General features: G+C 38.4%; 22 protein-coding genes and 1 pseudogene. 18 read left to right on the top strand and 5 right to left on the bottom strand.

The window, feature by feature from the left end; translation table 11 throughout:
• Window positions 1–583 precede the first annotated feature (583 nt).
• Both CD001_RS00385 and CD001_RS26165 read left to right on the top strand, forming a co-directional pair.
• Window positions 584–1333: a DUF899 domain-containing protein gene (locus CD001_RS00385; RefSeq protein WP_218839227.1), complete on the top strand. Its 750-nt coding sequence runs from the start codon at window positions 584–586 to the stop codon at window positions 1331–1333.
• Window positions 1334–1497: 164 nt separating this feature from the next.
• The gene (locus tag CD001_RS26165; protein ID WP_179298543.1) at window positions 1498–1671 is read left to right on the top strand and encodes a hypothetical protein; all 174 of its coding nucleotides are present in this window, start codon (window positions 1498–1500) and stop codon (window positions 1669–1671) included.
• A gap of 205 nt (window positions 1672–1876) precedes the next feature.
• Here the strand turns inward: CD001_RS26165 and CD001_RS00380 are convergent, their stop codons facing one another.
• Together CD001_RS00380 and CD001_RS00375 are read right to left on the bottom strand one after the other, a co-directional pair.
• Window positions 1877–2659, bottom strand: coding sequence for an MBL fold metallo-hydrolase (locus CD001_RS00380; protein WP_096185655.1), 783 nt, complete (start codon window positions 2657–2659; stop codon window positions 1877–1879).
• 255 nt (window positions 2660–2914) lie between these two features.
• Window positions 2915–3352, bottom strand: a complete 438-nt coding sequence (locus CD001_RS00375) for a hypothetical protein (protein WP_096185653.1) — start codon at window positions 3350–3352, stop codon at window positions 2915–2917.
• Window positions 3353–3619: 267 nt separating this feature from the next.
• On the opposite strand from CD001_RS00375, the gene CD001_RS00370 reads away from it, so the two are divergent.
• Window positions 3620–4828 (top strand): dicarboxylate/amino acid:cation symporter, encoded by a 1209-nt coding sequence (locus CD001_RS00370; RefSeq protein ID WP_096185651.1) that lies wholly within the window; start codon window positions 3620–3622, stop codon window positions 4826–4828.
• 257 nt (window positions 4829–5085) lie between these two features.
• On the top strand, window positions 5086–5604 hold the full coding sequence (locus tag CD001_RS00365) for a hypothetical protein (protein ID WP_096185650.1): 519 nt from the start codon (window positions 5086–5088) through the stop codon (window positions 5602–5604).
• A gap of 330 nt (window positions 5605–5934) precedes the next feature.
• On the opposite strand, the gene CD001_RS00360 is transcribed toward CD001_RS00365, so the two are convergent.
• Window positions 5935–6564, bottom strand: coding sequence for a histidine phosphatase family protein (locus CD001_RS00360; RefSeq protein WP_142303523.1), 630 nt, complete (start codon window positions 6562–6564; stop codon window positions 5935–5937).
• Window positions 6565–6840: 276 nt separating this feature from the next.
• Between CD001_RS00360 and CD001_RS26665 the strand changes: the two are divergent.
• Window positions 6841–6951 (top strand): annotated as a pseudogene (locus tag CD001_RS26665) (AAA family ATPase); the annotation flags it as partial.
• A gap of 676 nt (window positions 6952–7627) precedes the next feature.
• On the opposite strand, the gene CD001_RS00350 reads toward CD001_RS26665, so the two are convergent.
• Complete coding sequence (locus tag CD001_RS00350) at window positions 7628–7975, bottom strand: DUF4260 domain-containing protein (protein ID WP_096185647.1); 348 nt, start codon at window positions 7973–7975, stop codon at window positions 7628–7630.
• Window positions 7976–8053: 78 nt separating this feature from the next.
• Window positions 8054–8371, bottom strand: a complete 318-nt coding sequence (locus CD001_RS00345) for a hypothetical protein (RefSeq protein ID WP_142303522.1) — start codon at window positions 8369–8371, stop codon at window positions 8054–8056.
• Between the two features lie 1173 nt (window positions 8372–9544).
• On the opposite strand from CD001_RS00345, the gene CD001_RS00340 reads away from it, so the two are divergent.
• The 13 genes from CD001_RS00340 to CD001_RS00280 all read left to right on the top strand — a co-directional run bounded on the left by CD001_RS00340 (window position 9545) and on the right by CD001_RS00280 (window position 23594).
• Window positions 9545–10648: an NAD(P)/FAD-dependent oxidoreductase gene (locus CD001_RS00340; protein WP_096185643.1), complete on the top strand. Its 1104-nt coding sequence runs from the start codon at window positions 9545–9547 to the stop codon at window positions 10646–10648.
• Between the two features lie 436 nt (window positions 10649–11084).
• A complete protein-coding gene (locus CD001_RS00335; RefSeq protein WP_179298542.1) occupies window positions 11085–12680 on the top strand; it encodes a PucR family transcriptional regulator in 1596 nt (531 codons plus the stop codon).
• Between the two features lie 273 nt (window positions 12681–12953).
• The gene (locus CD001_RS00330; RefSeq protein WP_096185641.1) at window positions 12954–13586 is read left to right on the top strand and encodes an aspartate/glutamate racemase family protein; all 633 of its coding nucleotides are present in this window, start codon (window positions 12954–12956) and stop codon (window positions 13584–13586) included.
• Window positions 13587–13604: 18 nt separating this feature from the next.
• Complete coding sequence (locus CD001_RS00325) at window positions 13605–15185, top strand: OPT/YSL family transporter (RefSeq protein ID WP_096185640.1); 1581 nt, start codon at window positions 13605–13607, stop codon at window positions 15183–15185.
• Window positions 15186–15213: 28 nt separating this feature from the next.
• Window positions 15214–16281 (top strand): DUF917 domain-containing protein, encoded by a 1068-nt coding sequence (locus CD001_RS00320; RefSeq protein WP_096185639.1) that lies wholly within the window; start codon window positions 15214–15216, stop codon window positions 16279–16281.
• A 6-nt stretch (window positions 16282–16287) separates the two neighbouring features.
• Window positions 16288–17235 (top strand): DUF1177 domain-containing protein, encoded by a 948-nt coding sequence (locus CD001_RS00315; RefSeq protein ID WP_096185638.1) that lies wholly within the window; start codon window positions 16288–16290, stop codon window positions 17233–17235.
• Window positions 17228–17884, top strand: a complete 657-nt coding sequence (locus tag CD001_RS00310) for an AroM family protein (RefSeq protein ID WP_179298541.1) — start codon at window positions 17228–17230, stop codon at window positions 17882–17884. The genes CD001_RS00315 and CD001_RS00310 overlap by 8 nt, the downstream gene beginning before the upstream one ends.
• Window positions 17885–17940: 56 nt before the next feature.
• Window positions 17941–18828, top strand: coding sequence for a DMT family transporter (locus tag CD001_RS00305; RefSeq protein ID WP_179298540.1), 888 nt, complete (start codon window positions 17941–17943; stop codon window positions 18826–18828).
• Complete coding sequence (locus tag CD001_RS00300; RefSeq protein WP_096185634.1) at window positions 18812–19780, top strand: aminopeptidase; 969 nt, start codon at window positions 18812–18814, stop codon at window positions 19778–19780. The genes CD001_RS00305 and CD001_RS00300 overlap by 17 nt, the downstream gene beginning before the upstream one ends.
• Window positions 19781–19959: 179 nt before the next feature.
• The gene (locus CD001_RS00295) at window positions 19960–20493 is read left to right on the top strand and encodes a nitroreductase family protein (protein WP_257009671.1); all 534 of its coding nucleotides are present in this window, start codon (window positions 19960–19962) and stop codon (window positions 20491–20493) included.
• Window positions 20468–20776, top strand: a complete 309-nt coding sequence (locus CD001_RS00290; protein WP_096185632.1) for a DUF6092 family protein — start codon at window positions 20468–20470, stop codon at window positions 20774–20776. Before CD001_RS00295 ends, CD001_RS00290 begins: the two co-directional genes overlap by 26 nt.
• A 444-nt stretch (window positions 20777–21220) precedes the next feature.
• Window positions 21221–22612: an FAD-binding oxidoreductase gene (locus CD001_RS00285; protein WP_096185631.1), complete on the top strand. Its 1392-nt coding sequence runs from the start codon at window positions 21221–21223 to the stop codon at window positions 22610–22612.
• Between the two features lie 4 nt (window positions 22613–22616).
• Complete coding sequence (locus CD001_RS00280; protein WP_096185630.1) at window positions 22617–23594, top strand: bile acid:sodium symporter family protein; 978 nt, start codon at window positions 22617–22619, stop codon at window positions 23592–23594.
• The last annotated feature ends 126 nt before the right edge of the window (window positions 23595–23720 follow it).

The raw sequence follows: 23720 nt of genomic DNA, 5'->3' as shown, positions 1-23720 counted from the left end.
GAGCCTCCCATAAAAAGACCGTTTTATATACTAGGGTTATCACTGAGCAATCGAAAAGAAATGTTCAGCAAGTGTATGTGATAATCTTATGAAAAGGTTGATCAAAATAGATAGAAAAGATCAAAACAATACAAAAGGAAGCAAGCTGGCAAATACAAAAGAGAATGAAAATAATATGACATATAACAATGATAGGGAGAGTGCAGCCTAACGGGCAACCTCTAGTCGAGTCTTTTCATAATCCCGAACCCGGCAACCATCTGTATTAGCGTCGCACCGTTGGCTTGTCCAATGAACAGGTAGGAGAGTGTGTGCTTCGAACACCTCGCAGCAAGCTCAAGGGTCGTTATTCGCACTATAATAAGCGCGTCTTCGGGCTGACCTGTGCACTTTCGATCCAGTGGATTTGAAGAACAGCCTACGCGAACTCGCCGTGGACGTTGTCGGCCACCTTGACGTCTTTGCCCTAACCCACTCCCATCTCGTAAGTTTCGGAGTAGGCGGATGGATTGGTTGAACTGTCCAAGATCTATGTCTAAGTATTCGGTATCAACTACACTTTTTTAGAGAAAGGACGATTACAATGAACAAGGAAAACATTCATTTAGAAAAAAACAAGTTGTCACATCCAAAAGTTGTTTCTCAAGAAGAGTGGTTCAGAGCGCGTAAGGAGCTTCTCATCAAGGAGAAGGAGACTAGACGTGCCCAAGATGCTTTAGCCGCAGAGCGGCGTAGGCTGCCAATGGTGGAAATCGAAAAAGATTACGTTTTTGAGGGACCGAACGGTAATGAGAGTCTGATTAACCTTTTCGACGGTCGACGCCAGCTTATTGTCTATCACTTCATGATGGAACCGGGTTCGGATCACCGTTGTCCCGGATGCTCGTTTATAGTTGACAACATCGGTCACTTAGCTCATTTGCATGCCCGAGACACCACGTTGGTATTGGTGTCCCGTGCCCCACTTTCACAGATTACGCCATATAAACAGCGCATGGGTTGGAATGTCCCCTGGTATTCCTCATACGGCAGCGATTTCAATTATGACTTTGGAGCTACTGACGAAAGTGGCGAGCAGGGTGGTGTGAGCGTCTTTTACCAGAATAACGACCACGTTTTTCACACTTACCATACAACGGGACGCGGGACTGACATTCTTTTCGGCACGTATAACTGGCTAGACATGACACCACTCGGCCGACAGGAGGATTGGGAGGACTCGCCCGAGGGATGGAGGCAAACCCCGCGGTATGAGTGGTGGCGACTACATGACGAATACGATCACTCAAAGGTCACGGGCTCATGTTGCAATTCGGGAGAGGCTAACTCGTAATGATCATTGCTGCTTCAAGGAGGTTGGAGCAAAGTATTGTCTCGTGATAAGCATCTTAATTTAACCGTCTTAAGCATGCTTAAGGCGGTTTAGTGTGTGTGCGAAAACAGTAGAAATAGAGAAGATAAGGGATCTGTTGTCCGCCCAGGGAGGAGTTGGTGTGCATGCGGACACGAGGTTCGCTAATGTATCGAAAACGGGAAGAAATCGGAGTTTGTCGGCCACTGGTTCCGTTAAGGAGAGCAGGAGGCACACATTTAGCATCGATTTGGACAAATAACGAACCAGATGTCCGCGCAGGAAGGAGTTGGTGTGTGTGCGGACATGAGGTTCGCTAATGCGTCGAATATGCATAGTAATCGGAGTTTGTCGGCCACTGGTTCCGTTATGGAAAGCTGTAGGCACACATTTAACATCGATTTGGACAAATAACGAACTGGATGTCCGTGAAAGTTGCGAAAACAGTAGAAATTGAGAAGATAAGGGATCTGATGTCCGTAAAAAATTCTCGCACAAGGCTCGACGTAATACTTTCGTTGAAATTTAAAACTGCACACTAAATCCGTTGAATTTATGAATACCTGTTCCGAATTTGGCTAAATCGTTTTCTCTCAAGTATGTCACTGCTCTTTTGACTTCCTCTAAAATTTCTGGTGCAAGCCCTAATGTATTGTGCGATCCATAAACCATTGACACGTTGCGGATAGCCGATATTTTTTCCCATGAGTCGACGAGATCTACAGGGTTTGTTGAAGGGTAGAATGCATAAACCGGTGCTTCACCATAAAATAAGTCCCCTGTAAATAAATAGCCGTTTGTTTCGTCCAAAACCGATATGTGACCAGGAGAATGCCCTGGCGTATGATATATGACCAGTTTTCGATTGCCTAAATCGATGATATTACCATCTGATAAAACTCCCGTTGGCTCTCCTTGATATGGTACATATTTTTCCGGGTTAAACGTTTTGGGAGTTGGTAATGTGATATCTCTCTGAATATCTTTTCTCACTTGTTCGATTGGCAAGCCTTGAATTCCGTTTATTAACCAATCTTTATCTTCCGCATGGACATAAATTCGTTCGAATTCTCCATGACTTCCAATATGATCATAGTGAACGTGAGTCGTAATGACATCGATCGGCAAATCGGTTATCTGGTCGGTAATCCTTTTTATATGATCGATACCAAGACCAGTATCGATAAGTACTGCTTTTTGTTCGCCTAATAATAAAAAGGAATGTACTTTTTCCCAATGCCCGTATTCACTTATCGCGAACGTATGTTGATCAATTTTTTGTGTTGTAAACCATTGATCTTGAATCATGAATATCCCCCTACCATTTTCTCTTTTCTTACTCATTCTCCATCCCAACGGGAAATCCTCTTATATTCATATAGAGAAGGGACGTTCAAATTTTGTTGTGATTAGTTATTGTTTGGATTGAGGTCCTTGTTTTTAAGCAATTATTGTACTGAAAATCATTTGGCGCAGATTTCGCTAATAAGTGCAAATTAAAAAAGCCATGCCACGATAAATGGTGATGGGGAAGTAAGTGTGCAAAAAGAGTATATTATCTTATCATTTGGAGGTTCTCTCTTTTATAACCAAATTTTCAATTCCGTTTTGCCCAAATTCAATTTCGTATTTTTCTTTTGCTTTAAAAAGTTTTTCTATATAGTCATCATTTGTTTGGAATTCCTCACCAGTCATCGCTATGTCTCTTTTGGCTAAACGATTACTAAGTTCCTCCCAAAATACTCTGTCATCATTTTCATCAATAATTGGTTGTAAAGGTTCTTCGAATTCCAATGTTGGAAAATATTGATCGAACTTTTTATCGTAAGTAATCACATTGTCATATCCAAAATTCTTAGCAAAGGAACAAATATATTGGTATATGTCGTGATATTCTTCATGTATTTCGTCAGGTAACCTCGTCGAGTTTGCTGTCCAATTTCCTAAAAAGGCAATGTTAAGTAATTGTTTATACTGCTTTTTCGTAAAATTGATTTTCATATTAAAAAACCTCCATACCTATTTTCAACTAGTTTAACATATGAGATACGCTCTGCCCGAGGAGGTATGATCATTATAACCGGAAACTGGATACTTGTTGTGTAATTGGGTAGTTATTTTATACTGTGTGATACCTCTGTTCGACTGCTTTTCATAGGCCATGATAACTAGTAGTTTAAAAGAATATATCATTATATGAACTGAACTTGTATAATGTTAATAATAAAATGATATACATCAGAGAAGAGACTTCTAGGAGGGGAAAGCATGAGGAAAAACTTTGTAGCTCAAATTGGGATTGCATTTGTTTTAGCTATAATTGTCGGTTTAATTTTAGGCGAAAATGCAACGTTTATTCAACCGCTCGGTGATGCATTTTTACGCTTAATTCAATTTATTATCGTACCTCTTATTTTAGCGACGATTGTTGTTGGTGTAACAAGTGCGGGGAACATTAAAAAACTAGGTCGACTTGGTGGAAAAACAATTGGTTATTATTTATTTACGACTTTGATTGCCATCTCGATCGGGTTACTTGCTGGATATCTATTATCACCAGGTACTGGGGTAGATGTTTCAGTAGATTCAGGAAGTGTTGAACCTACAGAAACAGAAGGGGTAGTCGATACATTATTAAATATTATTCCGACCAACCCGTTTGAGGCTTTAACGAGTGGTGCTATTTTACAAATTATTTTTACAGCGATCTTTATCGGAATCGGAATTACGATGGTCGGTGAAAAGGCAGCGCCCGTTCAACGTTTTTTTGATGGGCTAGCTGAAGTGATGTACAAAATTACTTCCATTGTAATGCTAGTCGTTCCAATCGGTGTATTTGGTTTACTAGCTCCGGTTGTTGGAACGCACGGTGCGTCTGTGTTAATGCCGCTCATTAAAGTTATTATCGCGATGGCGATTGCAGCGCTTGTCCACGTCATCGTCACATATTCGATAATGGTAAAAACGTTTGGGAAAATGAGCCCGATCAAGTTTTTTAAAGGAATTTTACCAGCAGCAACAGTTGGTTTCTCAACGTGCAGTAGTGCTGGAACGTTACCTGTGACATTGAAAAATACGCAAGAAAACCTCGGTGTATCGAAAAGCACGAGTAGTTTCGTTCTCCCGTTAGGAGCGACGATCAACATGGACGGAACCGCGTTATACCAAGGGATCGCGGTTATGTTTATCGCGCAGTTTTATGGAATGGAATTAGCATTCAGTCAAATATTAATGGTTGTGTTGATTGCGACTCTCGCTTCAATCGGTACAGCAGGCGTTCCTGGAGCCGGTTTAGTCATGCTGACAATGGTCGCAACTGCGATCAATCTACCAATCGAAGGTATTGCATTAGTCGCTGGAATTGACCGAATTCTTGATATGTTTAGAACATCTGTCAACGTAGTAGGTGACGCTTCAGCAAGTGTCGTCGTCGACTCAACAGAAGACCTCGAAGAAAATGAACAACAAACCGCATAAGTTCTGACAAGTGCCAGGCACTTCCCGAAATATGTCGAAAAGCAAAAAGACCTTCATATACAAAAGTTCTGTATATGAAGGTCTTTTCTTCATGAACGTTTAACCAAAGTGCCAACCAAAGTGCCAGGCACTTCCCGAGATTTGTCGAATGCATCGGTTCACATTTTAAATCTTTGGCTGCTAAGTTACGATCCGATTTAATCGTTACGGTACAAATATAATCATTCTAGAATACTATTTTCGTAGTGGGGGATAACATGGTACGTTCGAAATGGACAATCTATCAAGGACTCATTTTGCTAGCTTTTATTGGTGTTTTATATTTAGCTGAGGTATTGTCAGGGGAACTTAACTTAACAGTTTCATCTGGAAATTCAACACTTATTAATAGTGGTTTTGGCTTTTTTATATTTTCTGGAATAGTATTAAGCTGTTTTTATTTATTGTTTCTATTTGAGGCTAAAAAAGGTAAGCGCTTATTTAGTCATCCATTGTGGAATAAGATGCCGGTGATCATTGTTGGAGTTGGGACGGTTTCGGTTTTTATCTTTATGTTTAGCTCATTTTTAGGACCTTTATTTCAATGGACAGAACAATGGCGTTTTTTAATTTATATTTTCTTTAGTTATTTCCTTTTTCTCTTATTTGTGTTTGTATTTTCAACTGTTCGCAATAGTCGTATGAAAGGGGAGGGGAATGAAAAGGCGGCTCATCTAGCGTATCTATGGACAGCAGTGGTGATTCTTATATCACTATTCTTTATTCAACCTTTCTGACAAGTGCCAGTCACTTCCCGAAATATGTCGAAAAGACGCCTTCTTCTATGCTCCAAATAATTATTACATTGTAGTTAACACTATGTCTAATCGTGCTTCATGTAAAGCAGTAGCAACCCGTTCATTAAAGGGCATTGGTATTTTTGTTAAGGATACCCTCCTAATAGTGGTTATATATATGACATTAGAAAAACTATTAGGACAAAATAGCACTCAAAGGAATGACATAAAGACTCCCACCAATGACTCCAGTTAAAACAGATAATTCAAGACGGTAACTTCCAGAAGACGAACACTTTAAACTGTTACTACAAAATTTACTCAGTTATTTTATTCAACCATTCCAATCACTTCTGGTAAGGATAATCTGGTGATGACCTCAAAACGATTACCTTGGCCAAGAGGTTCCAATACAACCGTTCCCATGTTTGGAATCCTCCCCAAACCAATTCCTTCTGGAAAACTATGAGAAATAATAACCTGGTTATGACCAGTTAATGGCGCAGTCTCTAAAATGGAATTAAGAGAGTGTAGTATTCTTTGTTGCTGTTCTAAACTCAAATTAGCACTTAAATAATAAATCTCAACCCCAAATGGGTCTATTCGAACATTAGTTTCACCAAAAGCTAATGCTGCAGTTTCAACGTTTCTACAAAATGGGCTAGCAAGAACTGGGCTCTGTATAGGAATTTGTAAACGACGAATTGCTTCTCCATAAGCTACAGCTTGCCTTCTGCCATTATAAGAAAGATTTCTTTGCGTAGAACAATCATTAAAATCGAGATGCCACTGATCTTCTCCTATTGTTGCTTCCGCATGCCTAGCAAAAAGGATATAGCCGCCTTCCCTTAATGAATTTAGTAGTGAACGTTTTTTTGGTAGCGAGTTATATCCATTTGTTACGCCAACACTATTGGTGTTTGAATTCCCTGTCACACCTATGTTCTGTTGGTTTACCATTACTTTCCTCCTTCTAAAGTAATCAATTTCATTAAACATTTACAGCCTATGCTAGTCGCACGGGAATAGTTACTTCTGGAACCCAGTCTCAAAAACGAAGATAAACACTTACGTACTGCCGTCTCTAAGGTATCAAATTATAATAAACGTAGAACTTACTCATACTCAAACAGTAGCTGAAAGCATTGTTATGACAAGAAAAGGAAAATCACACAGGGAGCAGACTAAACCTATGTCAAAAATAAAGAGGTATATAATGAAAAAAAGACGGGATATATTGAGATAAAGGAGTATAAAAGGTTCGGCGAATTCTGTGATGCATGTATAAGTTCTACATACACCGGTTTTTGTTGTGGACTATTAGGTGTGGGCAAGACTTTATCATCTTGATACTATTTCAAAAAGGAATGTAGAAAAGCAAATGGTAGTTTTGATTATTATGATTTTTACGCAAAATAAAAACTCAATTTAGCAATTTTAGGATTACATTTATTGATAAAATGAAAGAACGTTAAAAGGTTGGCATGAAAGGATTTTCATTGATAAATAATCTTAAAGATTCGATAAAAGCTACTGAAAACAATGATGATACTAAGAATAATATACATTGTAGCTCGTTCCATATCCTCAAATCCTACTATAGACGAGATTATTATGATGGTTGCAAATAATGATATAAATATATGAAACACTAGTTCGAACTTGTTATTTCTTTTTGACGAACCCATTTTCCCACTCCTCAAAAACAATGATGAATATTTATTCTAGCATAATTTAACATGTCATTCATTATATAGAAAAAGAACGATCCTGGTTAAAGAATCGTTCCCCGTTTTTTGCAGAGTTTTCTTTGTGCGGAAATCGAGTTCGTTGAATGTAATCATTATGGTTTGCGGACACTGGAGTCGTTATATAAAAATCATCCAAAAATCGCTCTCATAAAACCGAATAAGGTCCATCCTGGTCTCAAGCTCCTTAAAACCATACGTATTTATTGGTTTAACAGAACGATTGTCCTCGTCCGCACAATATTCATTAGATTGATTTGATCTCGCGACCGATTTCAAACACGATTTAAATGGGTGTCTTTAAATTCAGTTGGGTACTTTAATCCATAACCAACCGTTCTGTCTATTCCGATATGGGCTGACCATATTAATCCTATTGCTAAAACAGTTGAGCTGGATAACAATATCCCTAGGAATATAACGACAATTGCGGTTATATAAGTATGAAATAAATTATAGAGCATTGCCCCAATCTTATTATTTAGTAAGTAACCGAGCATAGATATATCTGGTGCTAATATCAAAATAATAAATAATATCCAACTAAAATCGTTATACCAGTAAAAATAAAGACTTAGCGCAAAGATGGCAAGACCTTCAAGGTGTAATAAAGTTTTATTCAATTTAAAGTCCTCCATTTTTTCAATTGGAATCTTCCTCAAACGCTCATCATCAGTAAAATAACAACAACTGCAGCTTCTTTAAACATTATCACTCATCAAAGTTAATTTGTCTCGAATCTCTTTCAACATTTCTATGACACGATTGTTTTCGATATTTTTACATTCTCCTTTCAATAATAGTGGAAGAAAAAACACAATAAGTACAATTGCAATACCGATGATCAATTCCATATCTGTTTCACCAATAATACTACTCTTTTTCAAGAAAATTACAACAATAATAACCTGCACAAATATTCTCTGTTTGATCAAGCAAATAACAAATAAATAGACTGCAATAGTAAAGAACGTCAGTTTTTTCACAGTTGTAACGGATGGAATCGTGGAGGCTCTCACTCCACACATCATTATACATAATAGATTCCAAAATATACATAAAATACCATATACAGTTTGAGTGATGCAGATAAATTCCCGCAGAGATGCGTAGAAATTCGCAATTCTATTTGAACGAAAAGTAATTTAGTGAAAAATACTGGGAAGTCTTTTGGATAAGTTAGAATATTAAAATAGCGAGTCTACTATTTTAGAGAAGTATTTGCATGAGAGTTTTATATTGAATTGGATTTGGATATGATAATAAACTGTATGAGGGAACGTTTGTTTGATATAATTGGATTAGCAATTACATAAAGCGGATGGGCGGTTGGCCATCTCCCGGTAGAAGGGAGGTGGAAAATATGACGATATACGAGACATTGACAGTAACATTGCAATCAAACTTAGTTTTGATAAGCGTAGTCACTCTAATGATCTTAATCGTCAATGAAACAAGAAAAAAGTAACCGTCCAGCCCCGACCAAAGGTTAAGATAGTTACTTTTTCATAAAATAATCTACTTGATTAAAGGTTAGCCGCTCTTCATGCGGCATGTAGTTGCATTACTGAGTACTAGTAGTACTCAGTCTTTTTTAGTTTACGTTGTTTGTATTTGTATTATACATACAACATCCTTATTATTGCAAGACATTTCAAGTGCCAGGCACTTCCCGGAATTTGTCGAATTTTAGGCAGTTCTACAAAGCACATTCGATTGCTGCTGAACCTTGTCTTAAACGGACATCGAGTTCGCTATGACCTCGAATTTATCCTTTTTCCATAGGTTTGCTGACATTGTGGACTCCAAAAGACGAAAACTAGCCTTTTTAAGCGCATATAGAGGAACCTGTGTCCGCATAGGTCTTCCAAGGTGCTCCAGCAATCTGCTGTGAATTTTGGCGGACACCAGATACCTTATTCGACCAAAAAACGCCCTTCTCTAAACATTCGAGGACTCCTGTTCCGTTATTCACCTCAAAACACATGTAATCATCGACTTTTTGACTTAATAGTGGATCCTGTGTCCTCCAAAAGACGAAAACTAGTCGTCAAGTGTCAGTCACTTCCCGAGATTTGTCGAAAGCACTTCTTTTATTGCTGAAATGAACTGCTCCCATATATAATAGTTTTTAATTCATTTTTCGTAATTTTTCAAAAGAGAATGCTAGATACTTATTGGGAGGGAAGAAGATGACATATGCAGTTATTGGTGGAGGAATTGTCGGTGCTTGTGCGGCTTATTACTTATCGAAGAAAGAGGAGGATGTGCTGTTAATCGATAAAGCTTTTGAAGGAAAGGCAACATCCGCAGGTGCAGGCATCATTTGTCCATGGATTTCCAGGTTAGATGATCCAGATTGGTATGCGATAGCGAGTAAGGGTGCGCTTTATTATCCCGACCTCATCGCATCTCTTGAAAAGGATGGGGAAACGGAGACAGGATATGGCTTTACAGGTGCTTTAGCGACGAGCTCTGATTTAGAGGAATTAAAGGCGTTAAAGGAAAAGGTGGAAAAGAAGAAGAGTCTTCATCCTGAAGTAGGGGAGATTGACATCCTGCCTGCGCCTGAAGCGAAAACATTATTCCCGCCTCTTGATGAAAGGCTACATGCTTTATACGTATCAGGATCTGCCCGTCTTGACGGAAGGCTGCTTGCAAAGGCATTAGTAAGTGGCTTTGAAAAAAATGGTGGGAAACTAATCGAAAATAAAGTGGCACTGACCAAACAAAATGATGGAACGGTTGCCATCAAAACAGAAGAAGAAACCATTTATGCAGATAAAGTTATAGTCGCGGGTGGTGCTTGGACGAAGGAGCTATTGCAATCAGTTGGGCTCACTATTAACTTAGAAGCTCAGCGCGGGCAAATTGCACATGTCACAACAGACGAAGATACTTCTTCGTGGCCAGTCGTCTTACCACAAGGTAGCAGTCATTATTTAGTTGCCTTCAACGACAACCGAATTGCGTTCGGAGCAACCCGTGAGGAAGGGAGCGGGTTTGATTATCGTTTAACGGCAGGTGGTGTTCAAGAAGTACTTAATGAAGGTTTAAGCGTGGCACCTGGCTTGAAAGAGACGACATTAAAGGAAGTGAGGGTTGGCTTCCGACCGATGAGTCAAGACTACAAACCGCTGTTAGGGAAAGTACCAGAAGTAAAAAATCTCATTATCGCAACAGGTTTAGGCGCATCAGGTTTAACGATGGGACCTTATGTAGGCTCGCTCGCAGCAAAAATCGCGTTAAACGAAGACATTGATCTCGACTTAACCCCTTATGATCCGTTGCGGTGAGGAGAATCAGCCCCCTTCGTGGCGAAAAATGATGTTAGCACTTGACTCAAATTAAAATCCAATATAAGCCCCTCTATTTGATTTTTTCTAAAACATATCTAGAGCAGCCGCATCAGACGCAAATGATGCGGCTATTCCTGCAAATGACCTGTACTAGCTATGCCGCCTGGTTAATCGGATTGTTACAAATCTCTGTAATCTTCCACGAGTTTTCTCATCGTCTCCAAAAAGAATGATTCTCTTCCTTTAATAATCCCGCCCGCCTCACCGAAAATACATTTTTAATGTTATTCCTAGAGTGAATAAATAAATTTTATAAGAGTATCCAATATTTTTCAGTTGTAGTGAATTTAAAAATGTTTCAATTCTATCTATTTAAAATAATAAATTAATTTATAATAGTACTAATACCCTTTTCTAAAAGGTGGTGCTAGTAGTGGATGTTTCTGAAGCATTAAAATTGGGGGATCTTCGGCATGCGAAGATTTTAGCAGGTCATAGAGGGTTGAATAGGAAGGTCGAAGCAGCTGAAGTAATGGAAGTTCCTGATATCAATGACTGGCTGACAGAAGGAATATTAATAATCTCTACCTTTTATTCTATTAAGGACAGGCCAGATGCCCAAATTAATATGTTTAAAACGTTAATTGATGTGAATGGAGCGGGTCTAGTCATTAAAGTTGGAAGGTATGTAGAAGAATTACCACAAGAGATGTATGATTTAGCAAATGAATATCACATGCCGATCATTGCTTTAAATGTCGAAGTATCTTTTGTGAATATATTAACGACTCTATTTGAAAAAATATATGAAGAGAAAAAAGCGTATCAAACGAATCAGTTTCAATTATTAAATAAGCTATTAAATACCGAAGTCAACAGTTTAAAAGGCTTTCTTTCAGGCTTGTCATCATTAACTGGCGGAAATGTTTATTTAGAGAGTATCGATCATCGACTATTAGCTACCGCAAAGAAAGTACCTAATCAAAAGAGAAAGTCATTTAATTTGCTTAGTTTACCTGTTGAATATGCTGATTACTCTAATGCGAATAATGAAAGCTTGATTGACCAAGACAGAATAGTTATGCTGCTAACGGAAAAGGAGCAAGTTGTCGCAAGATTACACTTTATTTTACAAGGTCGTCCTCATTCGACAATTGATATGTTAAAAAGCTGTGAAATAAGCATTAAAGAACAGGCTAAGTTGTTATTATTAAAAGAACAATTTGACGTTGAAAAGAGGTACATGAGAGAAAACAAATATATAGATGATTTACTGAATGATAAAAATTTAACGGAAGGTGAGCAACCGGAATGGAAGATAGATTTTGATAACTATCTTTATGGTTTTTTTTCACTTGATTTTTCCGATGTTATCTTGAATAGTCCAGTTGATCAAAATTCAAGAGATTATACATTATTTTTACTATACAAACAGTTATATGAAACGTTGGATGAATATTTAGAAGGAACGATAATGTATCATAAAGAGTACTACTTCTATGGGGTTTATACTTGTAAAGATCAGCATAGCAGGTCTAAGATTATTGAGAGACTTAAAAAGATAGTCACAAAGTTGGAAACGAAATTTAAAACTAAAATATACTGTGGAGTCAGCCTTCCCCATCATCATTTGCAGGAAATAAGTAAAGCGATTGATGAAGCGGAGGTTTGCTTAAAAACAAGGGAAGACCTAGATATCAAAGAAAGTATTATTCATTATGAAAAGATGGGTGTTGATAAAATACTCTTAAAGTTAAAAAATGATAAAGATGTTCTTCACTTCATTGAAATGACATTAGATACGCTAACGTTTGACGATAAAAGTGAAGAATTAATTGACACATTGGACGTGTTTTTAAAAGAGAATGGGAACCAATCGAAGACTTCAGAACGATTATTTATTCATCGGCGAACATTAAAATATCGACTTAATAAAATAGAGACATTATTAAATATTAACTTGGATGATAGTGATACTCGCTTTTTATTATACTTTTTATTAAAGATGAAAAAGATTCACATTTATTAACCGCGTCATTGTAGATGCGGTTATTTTTGTTTCTATTCCTGTTCCCAAATTCCTGTTCAAATTCCTGTCCCATATTTTTACCAAGTGCCAGGCACCTGGAAGTAACTTTCCAGGTGCCTGGCACTTGGAATAAATTAGAATTATTTGAAATGGCTTTTGTGCGTCTGAACAATGTGAACAAAAATGTTTAAAAATGATGGAACATTTTGTGCATGTTTTTTATTATTCTGAAAATTTATAATTGGTCAAAAGGTACAGGGGGTGTTTTTATCTATGCTAGGAATTATTCGCGTGTTAACGACCGAGGATCAACAAATATTACAGGAGCACTCAGTCATAATGGATCAAGAGTTTGGAATTGGTACGGTTTCAAGGTGTATTCCTGATCAATGGCATGGAATATATAGTCAGGAAACAGAAGAATTAGCGATCCCTAAAATTGAGTCGTTAGCTAAAGAAATGGTAGAGAAAGATCAAGTTTCTGCGATTACGGTTAGTTGCGCTGCTGATCCTGGTGTTCAATCTTGCCGGGAAATAGTAGATGTCCCGGTCTATGGTGCAGGTGAAGCTGGCGCTTATGCTGCATTGATGGTTAGTGATCGAGTAGGAGTATTAGGAATTACACAAGATGTACCAAAAGGGATAAAAAATATTTTAGGTGAACGTTTAATAGCTCATAAGTGTCCTGAAGGAGTTACAAAAACAACTGATTTACTAACTGAATCATCTGTAAAAAAAGCGATATTAGCCGCTGAGCAGTTAGTAGAACAAGGGGCTAGCTCGATACTGTTTGCTTGCACAGGATTTTCAACAATTGGGTTGAAAAGGGAATTAAAAAAGCACATTGATGTTCCGGTTATAGACCTTGTACAAGCACAAGCTGTTGCTTATTTATTAACAAAATAAAGTAAAGGAGGAATGGATATGAATCAGAAAAATTTTGACATACCCTTTATTCTTTTTTCAATTTTTATCGCTATTTTCGGTGCAATTATCGGTATGCAAATTATCGTGACATTAGGAATTACACCAAATACGTCGATTATTGGTGCTTTAATAGCAATGCTCATTGCTCGTATTCCAATGCAAATGTTTTATCGATATAAATCACTTGAAAGTCAGAACCTTATTCAAACAACGATATCTTCTGCGACTTTCGGTGCTGCAAATAGTTTATTAATACCAATCGGTTTGCCGTTTGTATTAGGAAGACCGGATTTAATTATCCCGATGTTAATTGGTGCAGGGATTGCTTTAATTATTGACGCTCTCATTTTATATAAAGTTTATGATTCAAAACTATTTGGTTCTAATGAACCTTGGCCGCCTGGTATCGCAACTGCAGAAGCTTTGAAAGCAGGTGACCAAGGGGGAAAGAAAGCAAAATTCCTTGGTATCGGTATTGCAGGTGGTGTTGCTGGTGCATGGGCGGGTATTCCAATGTCAGCCTTTGGTGTTGCTTTTATCGGTAATATTTGGGCTTTATCAATGTTCGGACTTGGATTACTTATAAAAGGGTATTCAATCCCGTTATTTAATGTTGATTTAGATCAATTTTATATTCCTCATGGAATGATGATCGGTGCTGGACTAGTTGCTCTCATCCAATTCGTCATCACAATAGCAAAAGATCGTAAAGCGAAAAATGATGAACTAGCAGCCGTAACATTAGAAAAAGAGGGCTGGTTCCCTAGTAGAACAGAGAAAGATGTAACAAGAGGATTTGGCTTTGGCTTTGTCGCATTTATCGGAGGTGCACTTGTTGTTTCATTAATAGGTGGACTTTTAGCAGAGCTATCATTTGGACAGTTAGTGCTGTTTCTACTATTTGCAGCATTTGCTGCTCTTGCTACACAAGTCATTGTCGGTGTAGCTGCTATGCACTCGGGCTGGTTTCCTGCATTTGCGGTTACGTTAATTTCATTAGTAATTGGTATTTTGATGGGATTCCCACCAATTGCATTAGCATTCTTAGTTGGTTATACAGCTGCAACAGGTCCAGCGTTTGCAGACTTTGGTTATGACTTGAAGAGTGGAACACTTATCCGAAATACAAAAGATATGAAAATGGAACTTTATGGACGGAAAATGCAGCTTAAATCAGCGATGATTGGTTTTGGTGTTGCGATCGTAATGGTTGCTTTATTCCATGATGTATTCTTTTCTCAAGATTTAGTTCCACCGGTCAACCATGTATATGCTGCAACAATTGAATCTGGAATTTCAGGTAATATAGGGCTTTATTTATTAATTTGGGCAGTGCCTGGTGCACTCGTTCAATTAATTGGTGGACCTAAACGACAAATGGGAATTTTATTAGCAACTGGGTTATTAATTATGAACCCATTAGCGGGTTGGGCCGTAATCGCTGGTATTACCCTTAGGTTCATTATTTTGAAAGTTCGTGGTCCAGAAGCTGAATCTACTATGTTTACAACAGCAGCAGGATTTATTGCAGGTGATGCTTTGTATAGCTTCTTCAGTTCAATTTGGAGAGCACGTTAAGCACCCTATGAGAAAAAGGAGGATCAATATGGCTAAGATATCTATGAACGATGAGTTAATGGAACAGGCTGTATACGGCGGCGCTATATTAGGTGGTGGCGGAGGAGGCTGGATTAAGGATGGCTTACAAAAGGGAAAGCTCGCACTTGAAATAGGTGAAGTAAGCCTTACTACCATTGATGAATTAGATGAAACGGATCATGTTGCTTGTGTAGCGTTGGTCGGGGCACCAGCAGCTAAAAATCAATATGTGAATGCAAAACAATTATATTCTAGTGTGAACTTATTGCAAAGAAATTATCATAGTTCAATAAGTGCGCTCATGACAAATGAAAATGGAGCATCTACGACTGTTAATGGTTGGATACAGGCAGCCTTAACTGGTTTATCAGTCCTTGATGCGCCATGTAATGGAAGAGCACATCCAACCGGTTCGATGGGGGCATTGAATTTATCTGAGGTTGAAGATTATGTGTCGTATCAAGCAGCGGCAGGCGGAAAAGCTGAGTATGAAATATCAGGATATGTCAAAGGAAGTCTTGAATATACCTCAAATGTGATCCGTCAAATGTCTGTTGAAGCTGGCGGAATGGTCGGAGTTGCTCGAAATCCAGTAGAAGTAGATTATATCCAAAAACATGCTGCCGTTGGTGGAATCAGTCAAGCTATTTCAGTCGGAGAAGTGTTTTTAAAAGAAGAAAATCCTTTAAACAAAGTTGAAGCAGTTGCTACCGTGTTGCAAGGGAGAGTCATTAAAGTTGGAAAGGTTCATCATTATTCATTAGTTACAAAAGGTGGCTTTGATGTTGGAGAGCTTTATGTTGATGATCTTCACCTTACATTTTGGAATGAGTATATGACAGCTGAAGAGAATGGTGAGAGGAAAGGGACGTTTCCAGATTTATTGATGACCTTCGATGCTGAAACAGGCATTCCACTAGTCAGTGCTGAGATTCAAGATGGTGCGAAAATAGCAGTCATATCTGTTCCAAAAGAACAATTACTTCTAAGTTCTACAATGTCAAACAATGTATTATTAGAAAAAATTCAGAGTGTCATTAATAAAAGAGTTGTATTTGATGAAGTGAAAGGATGATGTTAGATGTCATTGAAATATGCTATACAATCTGTTGAATTACTAGATGATCCATCTATTAACGGCGAAAAAGTTGTGCAATTGTTTGAAGGATATGAACATGTTGAAGCAACTAGCGAAACAGTAGTAGGAGAAAAAGGTACGACCGATTTTATCAAAATATTCGTTAAAGGAACGAACGGAAAGTCATCTGGAGGTTCTGCCAAAACGTTTGGACTTGTTGGTCGATTAGGTGGTATTGGGGCACGACCTTCCAGAATAGGATTGGTTTCAGATGCAGACGGGGCTGTAGCTGCCGTAGCAGCAGCTGCAAAATTAGCGGAAATGTCGGATAAAGGTGATCGATTAGAAGGAGATGTTTATATCACCACACACATTTGTCCAAATGCTCCTACTCAACCACATGAGCCAGTGGATTTCATGGGATCACCCGTTGATATTTTAACAATGAATAAATATGAGGTACTTCCTGAAATGGATTCTATTCTTTCGATTGATACGACTAAAGGGAATCATATTATTAACCATAAAGGAATTGCTTTATCGCCTACAGTCAAAGAAGGTTATATCTTAAAATTTAGTGATGATTTATTGCGAATCTTACAAATGTCTACAGGTGAACTACCGAAAACCTTCACTGTAACAACGCAAGATATTACACCTTATGGCAACGATGTTTATCATATCAACTCGATTCTTCAGCCGTCTGTCGCTACGGATAAGCCAGTCGTAGGATTAGCGATTACTGCTGAATCAGCGGTACCTGGATGTGGAACAGGTGCAAGTCATGAAGTCGACATCGCTCAAGCGGTGAGGTTTTCGATTGAGGTGGCAAAAGAATTTACAAATGGTTCTATTACATTTTTCGATGAAAAAGAATTCAATCATTTAGAAAATATTTATGGGAAAATGAAAGTTTTACAGACTTATGGTAAGGGTGTCAGTCATGAGTAAAAGCATTGGATTGATTACAATTGGTCAATCGCCACGTTCGGATATGACCAATGAAATGCAACCATTGCTCGGATCAGGCGTTGTTTTTGATGAAATTGGCGCTTTGGACGATTTATCTGAGAAAGACATAAGTGAGTTATCTCCGGAACAAGGGGAGCTCACTTATGTATCAAGATTGAGGAATGGTAAGAGTGCAAAATTATCAAAAGTGAAACTTGAGCCATATTTACAAAAGAAGGTTCAAGAAATTGAACAGAGAGTATCGAGCTCTATTTTGGTTTGTACAGGAAGTTTTCCAACAATTGTCCACGAAAAACCGATACTATTTCCCGATCAAGTATTAAAATACGTTGTGAAATCTGTGATAGGTGATGGAAAATTAGGGCTCATGATTCCGTTAGAAGAACAAAGAGATCAACTGACAAAGAAATGGGAAGGAACACCACTTGAAGTAGCTATTTCCTCTCCTTATGAAGGTGCAGACTTTGAAAGTGCAGGCAATGAATTATTAAAAAAAGGAGTAACATTGATCGTCCTTGATTGTATGGGATATACAGAGGAACAGAAACGCAGAGTGAAATCTTCAACTGGTCTTCCGGTCATTCTTTCCAGAAGTATCGTTTCTAGGGTGGCTGCAGAGTTAGTATAAAAGTAATGATTTCGGCTATTTGAGAGTGGCTTTTAGGAAATGGGGTGAATGGTTCATTGTATATTTTTTTCTTATTGTTGTTGAGTGCGTTATGGGGCTCAACATTTTTTTGGACAAAAATACTATTAGTCGATTTTCATCCTGTTTCAATCGTGTTTTTTCGCTGCTTATTAGGCGTTATTGTTTTATTACCCATTCTTATCAAAAAAAGAGTTTTTACTAACATAAAGCTTTCTCCATCATTATTTACGATAAGTTTGTTAGGAGCAGCTATCCCATGGACATTGATGACAATCAGTCTACAATATATGGAAACGACTTTAAGTGGGGTTATCAATGCGTTAACACCCATATTTGGGATGGTTTTAAGTCTTATTATTTTGAAAAATAAAGCTAGGCCATTTGAGTGGATCTGCATTTTAATAGGTTTTTTTGGGGTAGTATTTATCTTTTTAATGAAAGGAGTCTCATACGAGTCGAATGAATTTCTTGGGGCTTTAATCTTACTGATTGCCACATTGTCATACGCGATGACGGGTGTGATCTCAACAAAGTACCAAAAACATACATCCCCCTATATTCTTGCATTTATGACATTAATAATAGCGATGCTTATTTGTGGTTTTCTCATGATGTTTATTCAGCCAGATGCCATTACGTATATGCTAGATTGGAATTACGTTTTCGTATTTTTTGTTTTAGGAGTGTTGAGCTCCGGATTAGGATATGTCATTTTTTATACTTTAGTCGCTTATGGCGGTCCTGTTTACGCATTATTTATTACGTATCTTATGCCCACGGTTGCCCTTTTTCTCGGTTATTTCTTCCTTGATGAAAAAGTAACTTGGACGATGCTAATTGGCTTGATTTTTATTTTTACGAGTATTGGTTTAATGAATTTTTACAAAAGAAAGGAAAGATTGAAGTATGAATCAGCTCGATGATTTTTTACCAATTGTTCGAAACATGATGGAGAAAAATGTTTTGGCTTCAGGAGGTGAACGAGTAGTCGTCATAACAGATTTAGAGAAAGAAGGCATTGGCCGACTAGTATTTGACAGCTTGTGTGCTCTTGGGTTTCAATCTGAAATTAGTATTATGCAAACGATGTCACGTTCCGGGGAGGAACCGCCTGCCACAATCTCAGCTATGATGAAGGAGGCGGATGTTTGCCTTTGTATTTGTGAGCACTCTTTAACCCATACTCGCGCAAGAAAGGCAGCGAGTCAGGCTGGAACAAAGGTCATAACAATGCCAGGTATTACAATGGACATGTTTACTGATGGAGCAATGAAAGCTGACTATGACCAAGTAAAAAATCTTACGAGATTATTCACAGAAAGGTTAGATTCTGCAAATCGAATAAAGATTGTCACAGGTAAAAACCAAGAATATGTTCTTAACTTAAATATTAAAAGCAGGAAGGCTATTAGTAGTACAGGTGTTTTTGAGGCTCCTAGTGCATCCGGTAACTTACCATCTGGTGAAAGTTATTTGGCGCCTGTCATGGAAGGGTCAGAAGGGGAAATAGAAATTGATGGATCGATTGCAGGAATAGGAAAAGTGTCATCTCCTATCCTTCTAAAGGTGAAAGAAGGCCGTTTAGTGTCTGCTAGTGAAGAAGCTGGAAGTAAATTGTTAAACCTTTTAGGTGATGGCGATGGACGTGTTGTTGCTGAGTTTGGAATCGGTACGAATAACACAGCTAGAGTGAGTGGAAACATTTTAGAGGACGAAAAGGCATTTGGTACTATTCACGTTGCTTTCGGTTCAAATGTTACGTTTGGTGGAACGATTGATGCAGGTGTTCATATTGATTGTGTCACGTTGAAGCCTTCTGTTTGGATTGAAGATGAACAAGTGATTGATGAAGGGAAGTTCTCTGTATCATTGTAAATAGGAGTGAGGAAAGTGATACGAAATCGGATGGAGCTAGAGGGAATACCTGTTATTGATTCTATTTGGAATAAAACTCTCGAACTATTAACCTCCCACGAATCAATTAGAGGCTTTGAAAAGAGCCAATATTAGTTTTAAAAAAAGAGGATTTTCATTCAATTAATACGAGGATGGTGATGAGATTGGATATAACAAAGGCTATTAAAACAAGAAGGAGTATCCGAGCTTTTACGCAGACACCGATCCCTTCCGAAGTTTTTAAATCGATTGAGGAAGCGATTTTATACAGCCCATCGGGGAGTAACGCTCAAGAGTCTCATTTTGTTATCGTTCAAGATAAAGGGCAAATAAAAAAGTTAAAGCGTTTTGCACAAGGTGTTGCAGATTACCCTGCAGCTATCGTTGTCATTTGTTCGAATAAAGAAGAAGCGCTGAAAAGAGGGGGTCTTGATACGCTGGAAGCTCTCCGTTTCGTTAATATTGGAATTGTCGCTTCTTATATTATGCTGGTGACACATTCTTACGGTGTCGGGTCTTGTCCCGCGAGGTCTTTCCATCAAAAGTCGGTTAAATACATTTTACAATTACCGGATGAAATTGAGCCAGAACTTCTCATTAGCTTAGGCTATCCAAATCAAACGCCAAGACCGAAGAATATGAAACAGACAAATGAGGTGATTTCCTATGACAAATTCGGGCAAGGAAGATAAAGAAAGGCTGAGTGAAGAGCAACTTTTTGACTTTGCAGCTTATGTACTGACAAGCGCAAAGGGGTTATATAGAGAGCCACATGGCTATGGACCGATGAGAATGGTTGATTCACTCGAAAAAGCGATAGAGCTGATGAAAAATCAAGGAATAGAGAGTCAAGAACTTGAGGAAGCCATGGATATAGTACGTGAAAACAGATGGCAAGCGACCTCAAACACACAAGAGTTTGCAGAAACATTAGATAAAGCTATTCACAAATTAGTTCTTTTTACAATGAAGTAATAAGGAGGCGGATGACCTGTTGAAGGAGATTTGGTAAACGCTTTGCTAATGCTACAGATGGCTCAAAACGAAAGTTTATGGCATAAAAGTACGATATCAGTGTCGTGGTTGATTAAGGAATAGCTCAAAATATTAATCCTCTGCTCCAGTAAAAAATACTTCCATTTGGAAAATGAATTAATACTGCATTCTCCATTAAATTTCCCGAATTAGTAGGGATCTGTCGTTAAAGTCTTACTTTCCCTATCCTTTGATTCCAGACAAGCTTTGTTTTAGTTACTTTTGCGGATTCCGTTCTTGCAACAACGTCTTATTATAAAAAGGAATTGTTGATTTTTTCAGAGTATTTAGTAAGATTGACGAAAGAGGTTAAGCTGGTTGTCGGTTTCTGACAAACTGGCAGGATTTCTGCAGAATCGTTACAGAAGATTGGGGGAGAGTTACATGCACGTAACAAATGAAAATGTCATTAGTGAATTATTGAGCGTACTTTCGAAAAGTCAGGTAACAACAAATGAAACAGCGTTACAACAGCATGGAGGAGATGAGTCATATCACTCAACGAGTCTGCCTGACTGTGTTGTTTATCCTCAAACGACAGAGGATGTACAGGCAATTTTGAAGGTTGCTGACAAATATCATATTCCCGTTATTCCATTTGGAATAGGGAGTAGCCTGGAAGGGCATGTTATCCCATATAATGGTGGAATTACGGTTGATTTTACATTAATGGATAAAGTGCTTGAAGTGAGAGAAGAGGATTTTTTAGTCAAGGTTCAGCCTGGGGTGACTCGTTCGCAGCTGAATAAAGAGCTGAAAAAGTATGGGCTGTTTTTTTCAGTAGATCCGGGAGCTGATGCAACACTAGGAGGGATGGCTGCTACAAACGCAAGTGGTACGACATCTGTTAAATACGGTATTATGCGTGATCAGGTTCGTGATTTAGAAGTTGTTTTAGCTGATGGTACTGTAATAAACACTGGGAATCTCTCAGCAAAATCTTCATCTGGTTACCATTTGAATGGATTGTTTGTAGGTTCAGAAGGAACACTAGGCTGTTTTACTGAATTGACCCTTCGTCTTTACGGAATTCCTGAAGCAGTCATGGCGGCGCGGGTATCATTTCCTTCAATATCAGATTCTGTTGCAGCAGTAGTAAGCATTTTACAGGCAGGCATTGATATTGCAAGAGTGGAGCTTGTTGATGAGCCTTCTATGAAACAAGTAAACAAACATATGCAGACGGACTACAACGAGAAGCCTACGTTGTTTTTAGAATTTCATGGAAATGAAGCCGGTTTAAAACAAGATGTGGAATTTATGAAAACAATCGCTGAAGACCATAACTGTGAACAAATCGATTTTGAAATTGATAATGCTGCTAGGAATCAATTATGGGAGGCTCGCCATAATCTTGCTTACGCCTACATTCACGGTTATCCGGGTAAAAAGCTGATGGTGACAGACGTTTGTCTGCCTATTTCCGAGCTTGCAGGAGCAGTGGAGCACGCAAGAGAACAGCTCGACACATTAATGTTAATTGGCGGTATTGTCGGCCATGTTGGAGACGGGAATTTTCATGTGCTGCTAATGCTTGATTTATCTAATCAAGAAGAGCTAGAAAGAGCGGATGAGTTCAACGAACGGATTGTATTGTATGCTTTAGAACGTGGTGGAACGTGCACCGGAGAGCATGGTGTAGGAGTAGGAAAACAAAAATATCAGGAGAAAGAGCATGGTCCGGCATTGCTCCTTATGGAAAAATTAAAGCGGACACTTGATCCAAAAGGAATAATGAATCCTAATAAAATCGTAAAAACGAAAGTTGAGGAGTAATGCAATGAAATTATTGGAGTTGATTAGCACGACAGCTGGAAAATATTTTGCGATTTGGGTCATTTTAATCGCAGTCATTGCTTTCATGATGCCGGATCCCTTTTTAGTGTTCGGTCCATACGTTACGATTTTGTTAGGAATTGTTATGTTTGGAATGGGACTGACGTTAAAAGCTGTCGATTTTAAAATAATATTAAAAAATCCCCTTCCCGTTATTATTGGTGTAGGTGCCCAATTTATCATTATGCCGTTATGTGCCTTTGCCATCGCATATGTTATGAATTTGCCGGCAGAACTTGCGGCAGGTCTTGTACTGCTGGGGTCTGTACCTGGGGGAACAGCTTCGAATGTCATGGTTTATTTAGCAAAAGGGAATTTACCACTGTCCATTGCTATGACGTCTCTTTCGACATTATTAGCGCCAGTAACAACTCCTTTTATTTTGCTTCTCCTTGCTGGGCAATGGCTACCTGTTGATGCTGGAGCTATGTTTATGTCGATTGTACAAGTGATTATCATACCAATTGCTTTAGGGCTGCTAATTCGTCGCTACTTAACAACAGTGGTTGAAAAAGGGATTAAGGTTATCCCCCTTATTTCCGTGCTAGCAATTATCATTATTGTAGCAACTGTTGTGGCTGGGAATGTAGAAAATATTGCCTCAGCGGGACTGTTAATATTTACTGCAGCAGCGATTCATAATGCATTTGGACTTCTGTTAGGTTATTTTACAGCTATAACATTAAAGCTGGATGAACCTGCACGAAGAGCCATTTCCCTTGAAGTAGGTATGCAGAACTCCGGTCTCGGTGTAACTTTAGCAAGTGTCCATTTCGGTCCTCTTGCTGCACTTCCAAGTGTTGCCGGGGCGGTATGGCATAACATTTCAGGTCCAATCTTAGCTACATACTGGTCAAAAAGACCTGTTAAATCAAAGGAAGAACTAGCTGATTCATCCTCCTTCAATGCTGATGTTAAATAACTTGCAAGAGGTGAAACCCCATCAGTCCTGTATGGGCGCTGTCACGAACGATGAGGAATAATGAAAGCCTGGCTTTGATGCAGAAGCAGCATCAAGGCCAGGCTTTTTCAAACGTTTTTCCTTCAG

The sequence above is a fragment of the Evansella halocellulosilytica genome, from assembly GCF_002335745.1.
Lineage (GTDB): Bacteria > Bacillota > Bacilli > Bacillales > Salisediminibacteriaceae > Bacillus_CA > Bacillus_CA halocellulosilytica.
This window is presented reverse-complemented; position numbering and strand designations above follow the sequence as displayed.

What these genes read in the sequence shown, in the direction of transcription:
- CD001_RS00320 (WP_096185639.1), top strand. Translation starts at nt 15,214, where the DNA reads ATGGCTAAGATATCTATGAACGATGAGTTAATGGAACAGGCTGTATAC.
- CD001_RS00310 (WP_179298541.1), top strand. Translation starts at nt 17,228, where the DNA reads ATGAGTAAAAGCATTGGATTGATTACAATTGGTCAATCGCCACGTTCG.
- CD001_RS00375 (WP_096185653.1), bottom strand. Translation starts at nt 3,352, where the DNA reads ATGAAAATCAATTTTACGAAAAAGCAGTATAAACAATTACTTAACATT.
- CD001_RS26165 (WP_179298543.1), top strand. Translation starts at nt 1,498, where the DNA reads ATGCGGACACGAGGTTCGCTAATGTATCGAAAACGGGAAGAAATCGGA.
- CD001_RS00285 (WP_096185631.1), top strand. Translation starts at nt 21,221, where the DNA reads ATGCACGTAACAAATGAAAATGTCATTAGTGAATTATTGAGCGTACTT.
- CD001_RS00280 (WP_096185630.1), top strand. Translation starts at nt 22,617, where the DNA reads ATGAAATTATTGGAGTTGATTAGCACGACAGCTGGAAAATATTTTGCG.
- CD001_RS00315 (WP_096185638.1), top strand. Translation starts at nt 16,288, where the DNA reads ATGTCATTGAAATATGCTATACAATCTGTTGAATTACTAGATGATCCA.
- CD001_RS00340 (WP_096185643.1), top strand. Translation starts at nt 9,545, where the DNA reads ATGACATATGCAGTTATTGGTGGAGGAATTGTCGGTGCTTGTGCGGCT.
- CD001_RS00360 (WP_142303523.1), bottom strand. Translation starts at nt 6,564, where the DNA reads ATGGTAAACCAACAGAACATAGGTGTGACAGGGAATTCAAACACCAAT.
- CD001_RS00365 (WP_096185650.1), top strand. Translation starts at nt 5,086, where the DNA reads ATGGTACGTTCGAAATGGACAATCTATCAAGGACTCATTTTGCTAGCT.
- CD001_RS00325 (WP_096185640.1), top strand. Translation starts at nt 13,605, where the DNA reads ATGAATCAGAAAAATTTTGACATACCCTTTATTCTTTTTTCAATTTTT.
- CD001_RS00380 (WP_096185655.1), bottom strand. Translation starts at nt 2,659, where the DNA reads ATGATTCAAGATCAATGGTTTACAACACAAAAAATTGATCAACATACG.
- CD001_RS00295 (WP_257009671.1), top strand. Translation starts at nt 19,960, where the DNA reads ATGAGATTGGATATAACAAAGGCTATTAAAACAAGAAGGAGTATCCGA.
- CD001_RS00385 (WP_218839227.1), top strand. Translation starts at nt 584, where the DNA reads ATGAACAAGGAAAACATTCATTTAGAAAAAAACAAGTTGTCACATCCA.
- CD001_RS00370 (WP_096185651.1), top strand. Translation starts at nt 3,620, where the DNA reads ATGAGGAAAAACTTTGTAGCTCAAATTGGGATTGCATTTGTTTTAGCT.
- CD001_RS00330 (WP_096185641.1), top strand. Translation starts at nt 12,954, where the DNA reads ATGCTAGGAATTATTCGCGTGTTAACGACCGAGGATCAACAAATATTA.
- CD001_RS00290 (WP_096185632.1), top strand. Translation starts at nt 20,468, where the DNA reads ATGACAAATTCGGGCAAGGAAGATAAAGAAAGGCTGAGTGAAGAGCAA.
- CD001_RS00300 (WP_096185634.1), top strand. Translation starts at nt 18,812, where the DNA reads ATGAATCAGCTCGATGATTTTTTACCAATTGTTCGAAACATGATGGAG.